Raw genomic sequence first — 12057 nt, 5'->3', positions numbered from 1 at the left:
GAAAGTTCAAGCATGTTTAAATCCCCCCTCTTGAGAGTAATAGCCCGTGAAAAGGCAGTCATAAGGTTTTAATTTTAAGAGTGGGGATTGCGCGATTCCCTCCCCTGGGAGGGTGTAGGGAGGGGTTTCATCGACAGGTTTATTCACTAAATGACGTATAAACCCCTCCCTGCCAATACGCAATCCTAACGCACCCCTCCCGGGGGAGGGAATTGTCGGTACGTGGGCTATTACTCTTCTGCAAGTTCAAGCGTCTCTCGCTTGAACTGTGTTTTAGCAGGAGCGTCCACGCTCCCGATTTAAAGTAAGCGTGGACGCTTACCTTAATTTTGATTCAAGCGAAGACGCTTGAACCTGCAGAGACGCTTGAAGCTGCGAAAGAAAAAAATAACTAAATCCGAAATCGAAATTCCGAAATCCGATATCCTGTACCCGATATCCAAACGCACTTTGCTTTGGCGCAATATTGTTGTAATTTCGGCGCTTAACACAATATATTATAACGTGCTGAGCATCCTTAAAAAAGAAATAATATCATACCTGAGCTCGTTGGTGGCTTGTGTTACCATAGGTGTATTTTTACTGGTGCTGGGTTTGTTTTTATGGGTATTCCCCGAGTCGAGCATATTGGAATATGGTTACGCCGGCCTCGAAGGCTTGTTTAGCACAGCGCCATACCTGTTCATGTTCCTGATCCCGGCCATTACCATGCGCTCTCTTGCCGAGGAGCGGAAAGAGGGTACTTTTGAGCTGCTGTTTACCCGCCCCTTAAAAGATTGGGAAATAGTGCTGGGCAAATACCTGGCCTGTTTATTAATAGTGCTTTTTGCTTTGCTGCCAACACTGGTTTATTACTACTCGGTTAGCGCGTTGGGTATGCCGCAAGGGAATATCGATACCGGGGCGGTAATAGGTTCATACATCGGTTTGTTTTTGCTGGGCGCTGTATTTGTGGGGATAGGTTTGTTTACTTCATCGGTCACCAAAAATCAGATCATCGCTTTTACTATCTCCGTTTTCCTGTGTTTCTTTTTTTACAGCGGGTTTGATTCTATCAGTCAGCTGTTATCCCTGCAGGATCTGGGATTGCAGAATTTAGGTATCACCCAGCATTATGATTCGGTAAGCCGTGGCGTACTGGATACCCGCGATCTGGTTTACTTTATCATCACTACCGGTATTTTTATATGGCTTACCCTGTTTGTACTGGCAAAGCAACGCCAGGCAGGTTTAGGTAATGCTACGATGATAGGCATACCCCTGGTATTGTTTGTTTTGGCGATGTTATCGGCATTCACCTTCACCCGTTTTGATTTTACTGCCGAAAAACGCTTTACCCTTTCGCCCATCAGCACGCAAATTATGGATAAGCTGCAAAAACGTGTAAAGGTGGTGGTGTATTTACAGGGCGATAACCTGCCGGGCGGTTTTAAACGCCTGCAAAGTGCCACCCGCGATATGCTGAGTGATCTGCAAGCTTATAGCCATGGCAAAATCCAGTTTGAATTTCGTGACCCCTTGAAGGGTTTAAATAATGATCAGCAAAACGAGGTGATCCAGAACATGGCTGCCGAAGGTGTTGAGCCAACAAACCTGAGTGTTAAAACCGATAATGGCGTAACGCAAAAGCTGATATTTCCATCGGCATTGGTATCGGCAGGAGGGAAGGATATCCCGGTAAAGCTGTTATTAAGCCGTATTGGTCTTTCGCCCGATGAAGTGCTGAATAACTCTATCCAAAATCTTGAATACGCTTTTTCATCAGCCATAAAAAAAGCCGATGCCGGCGGGCGACCGCAAATAGGTTTCACCGAAGGGCATCATGAACTAACCGACTTGCAACTGAACGACGCTATGAAAACGCTTAGCGAAGGTTTCCAGGTAGGCAGGGTAGACCTCAGCGCTATTTCCTTTGCCGATCTGCAAAAGATCAAATTGCTGGTAATAGCCAAGCCCGATCAAAAGTTTAGCGAGGTAGAGAAATTTAAACTCGACCAGTATATCATGTACGGAGGCCGGGTATTATGGGCAATAGACCAGGTAAGCGCCGAACTGGATAGCCTCAGAGGGCATGGGGGCGAACAACTGGCTTTCGCCAAGCAGCTTAACCTCGATGATCAGCTTTTTCGTTATGGCATCCGCATTAACTATGATCTGATAGCCGATATGAACTGCTCGCAGATACCGGTAAGTACCGGCAACGTGGGCGGGCAGGCGCAGATACAGATGCTGCCATGGTTATATTACCCGGTATTTATTCCGCTGAGTAAACACCCGGTAGTGAAAAATCTGGATGGTATCAGCAGCGAGTTTGCAAGTTCTATCGATATCCTCGATACCAAAAATGTTAATAAAACGGTGTTGCTGACATCATCGCCCTATAATAAAAAGCTAACCGCCCCGCACATATTATCATTGCAGGCCCTGGAGCAGGAGCCAAACCCTAAGGAGTTTCAAAGTACACCTAAAATAACCGGCGTACTGTTAGAAGGCCGTTTTACCAGCGACTGGCAAAACCGTCCGCTGCCCGAAGGCTTAAAAGAGCAGATTCCTGTACTATCACAAAGCGAGCCTACAAAAATGATAGTGATAAGCGATGGTGATATTTTAAAGAACCAGGTAGGTAACGATGGTTCGCCATATCCGTTAGGGTATGATCATTATACGCATCAAACTTACGGTAACAAAAATCTGCTGCTCAACATAGCCGATTACATGACCGATGATTCGGGCCTGATAGCCTTGCGTACCAAGGAAATTAAGATCCGCCTGCTTGATAGGGCGCGTATTCGGAGCGAAAAAATGTATTGGCAGTTGGTTAATAACATTGTTCCGTTGGTATTAGTGTTAATATGTGCTATTTTTCAACATTATCTCCGCAGGCAAAAGTATGCCCGTTAAATTTTATATTTTTGATTGCTTAATTACAACCACATGAGATTTATTGTTTCTACCTCAACATTACTCAAACAACTGCAAGCGGTGAGCGGCGCATTGAGCAGCAGCACTGTGTTGCCTATATTGGAAAACTTTTTGTTCGAGATAAAGGATGGGAACTTGACCATTTCTGCTACCGACCTGCAAACCAGCATGACCACCTCTTTGCCTGTTGAGGCTAAAGAAAACGGCAGGATTGCTATCCCGTCGCGTATATTGTTAGAGACCCTGAAATCGTTACCCGAGCAGCCTGTTGCTTTTTCGGTTGATGATAAAACCTTCGCCATTGAAATTAACGCTGGTGATGGTAAATACAAACTGAGCGGCGAAAACGGTGAGGATTTTCCTAAGATCCCGGTTGTTGAAAACGCTTCATCGGTAAACCTGCCTGCTTCTGTTTTAGCCGAAGCTATTAACAAAACCATTTTTGCGGTAAGTAATGACGAGTTGCGCCCGGCCATGACAGGTGTATTCTGCCAGCTTACCACATCGGCACTTACCTTTGTATCAACCGATGCGCACAAACTGGTAAGGTACCGTCGTAAAGATGCCAAAGCAGCAAGCACAGCATCATTCATTTTACCTAAAAAAGCTTTAACCCTGCTTAAATCATCATTACCAAGCGATGATGTTAACGTATCGGTTGAATATAACAACACCAGCGCTTTCTTTAAGTTTGGCAACATTAACCTTGTTTGCCGTTTAATTGATGAGCGTTACCCGGATTATGAGGCTGTTATTCCTCAAAACAATCCTAATAAATTAAACATCGACAGGCTTACCTTCCTGGGTTCGTTAAACCGTGTGGCTATTTACGCTAACAAAACCACCCACCAGGTAAGGCTAAAAATAAATGGCAGCGAGTTAAATATCTCGTCAGAAGATATCGACTTCGCTAACGAAGCTCACGAGCGCCTGAGCTGCCAATATGAAGGCGAAGACATGGAAATTGGCTTCAATGCAAGATTTTTAATAGAAATGTTAAAGAACTTAAGCTGCGAAGAAGTATCTTTGGAAATGTCGACTCCAAACCGTGCGGGCTTATTGTTGCCACAAGGCGGAGATGAGAATGAAGATGTGCTGATGCTGGTAATGCCGGTGATGCTCAATAGCTATGCTTAAGTGTAAACTTAAATTATAAATCCAAAACTAAGTCCGGTAACATAAAACCGGACTTTTTTTGTTCAGCACCCGATACCAAAAGTTACACTAAGCAGTTATAGCATATAATTGTATATGAAGATAAAGGTTAAAGTTTTATTGATGATTGCCGCGGCGGCAGGTTGCATAGCATCGTGCAAAAAAAATAATGATAAGCCCGATGCAGTGGATTCATCAACATCATCATTAAACGTAATCAACGCCACATTTAATAATGTTAATGTTTACCAGAACGGTATCCGCATCAACAATACAACAACTTTTTATCCCGGAGGCACATTAGGCTATATTCTGGTAAAAGCCGGAACACAAAATTATTCGGTTAAGTTAGATGGGCCAAGCAACCCTAATCCACTGTTCAGTTTGCCGTTGACACTCAGTAAAGATTCGGTGTATTCATTTTACATAGCAGGTAATACTGCCGATCAGGTATTTAAAACTACCGACGTCATAGCTGGAGATACAAGCAAGGTACCATCAGCCAAAATCAGGTTTGTAAATGCTTCGCCAGACGCGGGAAATATTAGCGTGCATTTTGAAGGGACAACTAATAAAGTTGCCGTAGATACCGAAAAAGTAAGTAACCTTGCTTTTAAAGCCACCTCTACTTTTTATTTAGTGGCGCCGGGAGAACACAATATGGCCATGCATTCGGCCGCGTTTCCGGGTACTATTGTTAGGGATACGGTGCAGCTGGTAGGTGGTAAGGTGTATACCTATTATGGTTTTGGTAATAAAAGTGCCGGCCTGGCAACAGGTTTGTTCACTAATCAATAATTACATTAATGGTTAATAAAAATAAAAGCAAGGTCCTGGTTTCGTTTTTTGCAACTGTGATAGGCGTCCTTTTTTTATGCGGGGTATCATCATGCGGCAAGGGAGGGAACGCGTCGTCGGTAGGCCTCAATACCCAGTTTCAGATAGTTAATTTAAGTCCCGATATTCAGCCGGTATATCTTTATCAGCATTATATCAGGTATAGCTCAACTACATATACGTATCCTAACAGCTCGGGGTATTTTTATCTTTCAACATTGGAAGCGCCTTTACAGTTACGAACTGCAACTACTGCACCTACAATTTTGCTTCAGTTTGATAATACGCTCAAAGCCAACCGGAAATATACCATGTTTGTAACCGGTTACCGGAAGGACAGTTCTTTTGTCAGTTCGTTTATATTATCTGACAGTACCAGTTTGCCGCCTATAGGTAAAGGAAAAGTTAGGTTTGTGCATACTTCTCCTGGTACAGCCGCCCTTGATTTGAGGGCAAATGATACGCTTATGGTAAGCGGCACCACGTTTAATAAGGTTACCCCCTATTACGATCTTACTGCCGGTAACTATAACTTTACCATCAGGGCAACGCGTACCCCTACCAAAATTGAAACAACCCTGCAAAATATAACTATACAGGACGGACGCGCTTATACCATTTATACCAAAGGTGTTGTTGGCGCTGCCGATTCATTGGCCTTTGGTGCCGGTGTACTCACTAATAATCTGCTAAGTAAGACACTTCAGTAGCGGCTTTCTGTTTAATATTTATATTTTTGGGCAAAATTTACGCCTGTGGAAGTAATAAAAAGCATCATCGACTTTATACTGCATATTGACAAGCACCTGGTACAAATCACCAGTGCTTACCAGGGATGGACCTATCTCATCCTTTTCCTGATCATATTTGCCGAAACTGGCTTTGTTGTAACTCCCTTTTTACCCGGCGATTCACTGTTGTTTGCAGCCGGTGCTTTAATTGCAGGTGGCAGCTCTGGTTTAGATATCTGGTTGCTGGGTATTATACTTATTGCAGCTGCATTTATAGGTAATACCGTAAATTACCTTTTAGGTAACTACCTTGGCCCCAAGGTATTTAAGGAAGAAAATAAGATCCTGAAGCTGGAATACTACCTTAAAACCAAAGCATTTTTTGACAAACACGGCGGCAAGGCGGTAATATTTAGCCGTTTTATGCCTATCATCCGTACCATAGCACCTTTTGTTGCCGGTGTTGGCAGGATGCCTTTTTTACGCTATAGCCTTTATAACATCATCGGCGGCGCATCGTGGATCATCGTATTCCTGTTTGCAGGTTACAAATTAGGCCAGGTAGATATCATAGCTAAAAACTTCTCATTGGTGGGAGTAATTATTATCCTGATATCAATATTGCCTCCAATTTTTGCCGCTGTAAAAGGACGCGCTGCTAAAAATCCGACTGCTTAGCCGCAAATTTAAGCTGGTCGTTATAGCTATATAAAAATAAGTTTATTGTTTTATTAAATTTAAGATTCTGTGACTGAATTAAATAAGGAAGCTTTATCTTTGATATTGTTAGTAATACACCCCCTATATTAATTAATAACTCTGTAAACGAAAGATATTTGTTTATGGCCGAAGTTTTATTGATTGAATATTGAGTGTATTTATAAGAATATATAAGATTTAATGAAACACTCTTTACGAATCCGCCTTATCATCTCTTCCTTGTATTTTATTTTAGCTGTTTTTGGTTGCAAAAAACATGAGATGGCTAATGCTCAAACGCCTTCATCTCCGGGTAATCCTGTTGCTGATAGTCTTTCCTTTATACCCGACATAAATGCCGAAGATTTTATAGATCAAAGATCTATTACTTTAGGTAACATCATTTATAAGGCCCCGTATCTCGATCAGCCTTATATTGTTCAAGCCAGGGATAGCTCATGGATTTGCGTATTTACTACTGGTCGTGGTGCCGAAGGCACCCCCGGGCAGCATGTTATGAGTAGTAGAAGCACCGACCTGGGAAAAACATGGGGCCCAGCCGTTGATATCGAACCATCCTCTGGCCCGGTAGCTTCCTGGGCAATTCCCTATATAACTGCTTACGGGAGGATATACGTTTTTTACGATTATAATGGAGACAATATTTCAGAATTAAATGGCAAGCATATAAAAAACGATCTTTTAGGATGGTATTGTTATAAATATTCTGACGATATGGGGCAAACCTGGTCTGATAGGTACAGGCTTTCCATAAAAAATACACTCGTTGATAATAACAATAATTTTAAAGGTCAGGTACAAATGTTTTGGGGGATTTGTAAACCAATACACTCTACAAATGGTTTATTATTTTCGTACACAAAAATTGGTGCATATATAAGTGACCGGGGTGAAGGTTGGTTGGTTAATTGCCCAAATATCGAAACAGAGAAAGATATTAATGCCTTGCAATGGAATATTTTACCAGGCGGGGATGTGGGAATAAAAAACCCAACCTGGTCTCTTCAAGAGGAACACAATCTCGTGCAGTTGAGTAATGGCAGCTTATATTGTGTAAACCGTACGTATTTGGGCTTTCCTGGTTTTGCAATTAGTACAAATTTAGGTACCTCCTGGAATACGCCGGCGCCTATGCGTTATGGTAACGGAACTCCCAGCGACCGCATATTCAAGCATCCAACTGCCTGCCCGAGAATATTTAAGTGCTCAAACGGAAAATACTTATTCTGGTTTCATAATTATGGAACTCCTGGATATAACAACAGAAATCCTGTTTGGGTATCGGGTGGAATTGAAAGAAACGGAACTATCTGGTGGTCGGAGCCCGAGATCCTTTTATACAGCGGCAATGTAAATGAAGGCATGAGCTATCCGGATTTAATAGAGCAGGAGGGTAAATATTTCATTACAGAAACTCAGAAAAATACAGCAAGGGTACATGAAATTAGTCCTCTGCTCCTGAACGATCTTTGGTATCAGCGTTTTAGAAAAGAGAAAGTAACCAGAGGGCTCATAAATGAATATGAGGCTCCCAATGACTTAACGCTGCCATCTAATAATAAGTTTTTCCCAAGTCTGGAAAACAATGGTGGCTTTACTGTAGATTTTTTTGTTACGCTTAATAATCTAAATTCAGTAGGGCATATTTTAACAAATAGTACAGGTAATGGCCCGGGTTTGGATATTGCTACAACAAATAACGGAACTATTGCTATCTCCTTGAATGACGGTGTTAAAAGTGTTAGTTTAGAAACTGACAAAGGCACCATCGTTCCAAATAAGCTTCATCACGTTGCCTTTGTTGTTGATGGGGGAGCAAACATTATTATGGCAATGGTAGATGGAAAACTTTGCGATGGTGGAGCGAATGCTCCTGCCGGTTGGACAAGATTTTTTGGAATTAATAACATAAATACCGATTCGCCTGTTACGTTCGGTAAAAATCTGGACGGTACAATATCTAATTTAAAGATTTATTCAAGGGCTTTGCGCACATCAGAATTAGTGTCTAATTACCGGGCAGCTAAATAAGCTGTTAAACGGTCAGCGATTATTTATCCCGAGATTACTCCAAGAAATTATTAAAAATACTTCAAGAATAAAAGCCGGAACCTGGATTTAGATCAATCCGGGTTCCGGCTTTTGCATATTAAACGGAAGTTTGGTTTATTCAATCACCATCGGTAACTACTACGTTAAAACGATGAGTCCTTGAAAACGGGGTTTTAGACTTGTCAGAAAATCCTGTTACCTCCAGTTCAACCGTGTAGCTTCCGGCCTCATGGGTTTCATGTATTGTACCCGAATAGCCGCCATGCTTTGCTTCTGTCAGTACAGCACCACTTTTCAGGTGTGGTAAAAGGTCTTCTTCATTTTCATTTAACCGCTGCTTGTAAAGCAGATCAAGCTTCGCCAAATCCGGATATTGTATTGTATCCATTGTTTCATCAGACAGCTTTATTGTTTTAAGCTGGGCGGCATAAGTTTTTAAGGCACTTTGCTGACTGAATTTAGGACGGGTAATAACTGCATGTACATGTTGCCCTGTTATAGGTTTGCCGTCATCGGTTAAATGCGCGTGATAGGTAATGGGCTGCCCTTTGCGTACAGCCGCCGGGGCATCAACTGTGAGCTGAAGCGGGGCCGCATTGCCTGATGGTGCATATTCAAAGGCGCCGCCTGTTAAACCCTGTGGAGTTGTACCTCCGTACATGATCTGGATGTACCACAGGCCTACGGCCGGGTTAGGGATGTTAAACACTACGTAGGCTCCCCCCTGTAAAGTAGGCATTGGCGTAATTACCACACCGGCCGGGGTTACCAGTGTTACACTTAATTGATTAAGCCCGGGCTGGCCATTTGTGAAGGTGTATTTAGTATCGCTCCATACAACCGAAAACTGTCCGACATCGTTACCTGCAGACACGGTAGCAGGAATCATCAGGTAATCGTAGGCCTGTGCTACTTTATACCCGTTGGCAAGCAATTGTGCCGAAGGGGTTTGTGCCCTGATCTGGTTATAAATCTGCATCATGTTGTACACATATGGCGCATAGTAATATTGCCCACCGCTTTGGGTAGCAATTTGCTGCATCAGGTTTTGGTCAGATGACGGCCCCATAGCACAAGAATACACAGGTGGGGTTCCGGCTGGTAAGGGCAAGGGATTGGTGCCGCAGTTTTGATAACCATCAGATAGCAAAACCAAGCCTTTGTTTACACCGGAGGGGGCACTGGAAAGCATGTTTACTGCTGTTTGAAGCCCACCTCCCATATTGGTGCAGCTCCCGGTAAAGTTAAGATTTTGTACGGCAGCGGCGGCGGCAACTGGTACGGTTAGGTTTTGATCAACCTGCGTTAGATTATAAGTTACTCTGCCGCTAACATCGTAAGAGGCAACTCCGATATAATCGCCCGGCAGAGCGTTATTCAAGAATGCTTTTGTATCTATAACAGTAATTGCAACGTAGTTGTAATAGGTCATACTATTTGAAGTGTCTACTATAGGTATAGCGACAATAGGTGTTGAAGTCGGCATGGCTTATGAATTAAAAGAAGGTGAAACTTTGGTTGATTGAAGAAGTTGTCCGCATGCGGTATTGTATTTAAGTGAAAGTATGGTAAGCTGAGTAGCCCATACAATAAAGCCGGCAAGTATGGCTGCCGCCTCAAGGCCTGTTACAATAGCTATCACTTTGCGGAGGATCCAGAATAAGGCATACCATCCTGCAGATGTCAGTACGAATTTGATGATAGTCCACATTAGTCCCTGCTGATATACTACACCAACAAACCCGATAGCAGCGGTAGCGCTGATTGCTTTTCCGGCCATTGAGCTCATCGCGTTCATTACCGTTTGGTTTGCACGCAGCAGGTTATAAATGCGGGTGGCTATATTGCCGGTAGTAGGCGCCAGCCCCACAGCCTGCAGGAAACCTACAGTAAGTGCGAAGATGAATTGGATCCACCACAACGTACAATCTGATTCAGCACCTACGGCCCCTTCATAAACAAGCATATCCGCTTTTACGCCGTGGTAAATAATGCGGGTTATGCCATTGGTGTCGGTTCGGGTAAAAACACGGGATAAGTTGGCATTTTCATCAAACATTTGCCTGGCCTTTTCATAGGCGTTATCAAACTGCTGACGAAAACCTTCGGTTGCCGGGCCTCCATTTTTACTGCCAAACCATTCCTCGAACTGTGCCCAGCTTTCTTCTTTATGATCTTCGGTAAATACCTGGGGCTGGTTGCTAAATAATATGTCTGTTGGCGGCGGTACCGGTGTTTCAACGTTTTGATTAAGATAGATGGCATTGATGGATTGTGGTATTCCCAAAAGTGCAATCTGCTCGGTGGTTAAAACGTTTACGGTTTGGAGTTGCTGTACAGCACCGTTATCCAGCTCCAATGTCGATTTATCGGTGGTATCTATAGGAGGGTTAACGGTAAAGTCAAAATTGGAAATTAAACGGTTGTCGGTTATCACATCGTTATACATCCATTGAACAATTTCCGATTGCTCAAGGCATACATTCCAGATCCGGAGGTTTTGAATAGAACCGTTAAAATTATTGATAATATTTCCATTCGAGTCGTACTGAGCGCCAACGAGTACATGCCCGTTCGGAACTGCAGTAACCGGCGAAGGAAAATAATCGATAGCCTGAAGGTTGCCATTTACGTACAGGCTCAGTGCCTTAACATCGCTGTCGTAGCTAAGCGCGAAATGATAATAGCTAAGCGGTAATACAGATGCGGCTGATGATAAAGAGATGGTGTCGCTGTTGCGCTGGCCTGTAACCTGGTTGTTTTGATAGCTTACCTAGTATTCCCATGCGCCGTTTAATCCATAGCTTAGTAAAATGCCGTTGCTGCTGCTGCCAGGGAAAAACCATCCTTCAATGGTGTAAGGTGCATTTCCGGAGATGCTGTATTCGGGGAAGGAGCCGCAATCAACATAACCATCTGCTCCCAATACCACCGATGGAACGTTAAATGCGTATTGTACATTGTTTTTGAAGTTAAGGGTTATATTGTTACCTGAACTGTCAACTCCCGGCATTTCGGAAAAGTCGCTGTAAAAGATAAGGTTTGGATTTTGGACGGCGCTGTAATTATTTACCTGTACCGAATCATTAAGGATATCTTCAGCATCGCGAGTGCTGTTCCAGATCATGATCCGGCCAATCTGGCCCTGTAGGTACCAGATCGGGCTGCCCTGTTGCATTACAGCGCCCAACAGTACATTGGTACCATTAGTTGGCAACGTTCCTGAAAAATTGCTTTGTGCAACAGCTACGCCATCTACATATAGTGATAAGCTGGATGTTGTACTGTCAAATACCGAGGCCAGGTGGTGCCATTCGTTAACAGTGATAGGTAAGGTGGATTTGATCAGGTATGGAGCAATGCCTACATAGGCATAAACATAACCCGATTCAAGAAATAATTGGTACTGTCCGCCAACCGCATTGTCGACATTTCCTACTACAGATTGAAATCCGTTCAGGCTCGATACATTTACCCAGGCCTCCAGTGTAAAGGAGGTTAAATTGTTAAGTACGGTTGGTGTACCGCAATCAACATATGCGGTGTTTCCGAGTTGCAGCACACTCGATGCCCATCGTGGTGCTAAAGTTAAGTTTGCCATAAGATAATAGTTTATAGATGTAAATATTTAGTGATAAAA

Annotated in this window: 9 protein-coding genes and 1 pseudogene; 6 read left to right on the top strand and 4 right to left on the bottom strand. The window is 43.2% G+C overall.

The window, feature by feature from the left end; genetic code table 11:
- Positions 1 to 504 precede the first annotated feature (504 nt).
- From gldG to DEO27_RS19060, 6 genes are all read left to right on the top strand, one after another.
- Positions 505 to 2901 (top strand): gliding motility-associated ABC transporter substrate-binding protein GldG, encoded by a 2397-nt coding sequence (gene gldG, locus DEO27_RS19085; protein WP_112572734.1) that lies wholly within the window; start codon positions 505 to 507, stop codon positions 2899 to 2901.
- A gap of 33 nt (positions 2902 to 2934) precedes the next feature.
- Positions 2935 to 4059 carry a DNA polymerase III subunit beta gene (gene dnaN, locus DEO27_RS19080; protein WP_112572709.1) on the top strand — a complete coding sequence of 375 codons (1125 nt, stop codon included), beginning with the start codon at positions 2935 to 2937 and terminating at the stop codon, positions 4057 to 4059.
- A gap of 114 nt (positions 4060 to 4173) precedes the next feature.
- The gene (locus tag DEO27_RS19075; RefSeq protein WP_112572707.1) at positions 4174 to 4875 is read left to right on the top strand and encodes a DUF4397 domain-containing protein; all 702 of its coding nucleotides are present in this window, start codon (positions 4174 to 4176) and stop codon (positions 4873 to 4875) included.
- Positions 4876 to 4883: 8 nt separating this feature from the next.
- Positions 4884 to 5624, top strand: a complete 741-nt coding sequence (locus DEO27_RS19070; RefSeq protein WP_112572706.1) for a DUF4397 domain-containing protein — start codon at positions 4884 to 4886, stop codon at positions 5622 to 5624.
- A 45-nt stretch (positions 5625 to 5669) separates the two neighbouring features.
- On the top strand, positions 5670 to 6323 hold the full coding sequence (locus DEO27_RS19065; RefSeq protein ID WP_112572704.1) for a DedA family protein: 654 nt from the start codon (positions 5670 to 5672) through the stop codon (positions 6321 to 6323).
- A 222-nt stretch (positions 6324 to 6545) separates the two neighbouring features.
- Complete coding sequence (locus DEO27_RS19060; RefSeq protein WP_112572702.1) at positions 6546 to 8396, top strand: sialidase family protein; 1851 nt, start codon at positions 6546 to 6548, stop codon at positions 8394 to 8396.
- 139 nt (positions 8397 to 8535) lie between these two features.
- Here DEO27_RS19060 and DEO27_RS19055 read toward each other — a convergent pair whose 3' ends face one another.
- From DEO27_RS19055 to DEO27_RS19045, 4 genes and pseudogenes are all read right to left on the bottom strand, one after another.
- The gene (locus tag DEO27_RS19055; RefSeq protein ID WP_112572700.1) at positions 8536 to 9903 is read right to left on the bottom strand and encodes a vWA domain-containing protein; all 1368 of its coding nucleotides are present in this window, start codon (positions 9901 to 9903) and stop codon (positions 8536 to 8538) included.
- A 3-nt stretch (positions 9904 to 9906) separates the two neighbouring features.
- Positions 9907 to 10854 (bottom strand): hypothetical protein, encoded by a 948-nt coding sequence (locus tag DEO27_RS19050; RefSeq protein ID WP_223817994.1) that lies wholly within the window; start codon positions 10852 to 10854, stop codon positions 9907 to 9909.
- Positions 10855 to 10935: 81 nt separating this feature from the next.
- Positions 10936 to 11142 (bottom strand): annotated as a pseudogene (locus DEO27_RS32015) (hypothetical protein); the annotation flags it as partial.
- Positions 11143 to 11190: 48 nt separating this feature from the next.
- On the bottom strand, positions 11191 to 12018 hold the full coding sequence (locus DEO27_RS19045) for a LamG domain-containing protein (protein ID WP_112572698.1): 828 nt from the start codon (positions 12016 to 12018) through the stop codon (positions 11191 to 11193).
- Between the last annotated feature and the right edge of the window lie 39 nt (positions 12019 to 12057).

Source organism: Mucilaginibacter rubeus (assembly GCF_003286415.2).
Classification (GTDB): domain Bacteria; phylum Bacteroidota; class Bacteroidia; order Sphingobacteriales; family Sphingobacteriaceae; genus Mucilaginibacter; species Mucilaginibacter rubeus_A.
The sequence above is the reverse complement of the archived record's forward strand: the minus strand, read 5'-3'. Positions and strand labels throughout refer to the sequence as shown.

What these genes read in the sequence shown, in the direction of transcription:
- dnaN (WP_112572709.1), top strand. Translation starts at nt 2,935, where the DNA reads ATGAGATTTATTGTTTCTACCTCAACATTACTCAAACAACTGCAAGCG.
- DEO27_RS19075 (WP_112572707.1), top strand. Translation starts at nt 4,174, where the DNA reads ATGAAGATAAAGGTTAAAGTTTTATTGATGATTGCCGCGGCGGCAGGT.
- DEO27_RS19070 (WP_112572706.1), top strand. Translation starts at nt 4,884, where the DNA reads ATGGTTAATAAAAATAAAAGCAAGGTCCTGGTTTCGTTTTTTGCAACT.
- DEO27_RS19060 (WP_112572702.1), top strand. Translation starts at nt 6,546, where the DNA reads ATGAAACACTCTTTACGAATCCGCCTTATCATCTCTTCCTTGTATTTT.
- DEO27_RS19055 (WP_112572700.1), bottom strand. Translation starts at nt 9,903, where the DNA reads ATGCCGACTTCAACACCTATTGTCGCTATACCTATAGTAGACACTTCA.
- DEO27_RS19045 (WP_112572698.1), bottom strand. Translation starts at nt 12,018, where the DNA reads ATGGCAAACTTAACTTTAGCACCACGATGGGCATCGAGTGTGCTGCAA.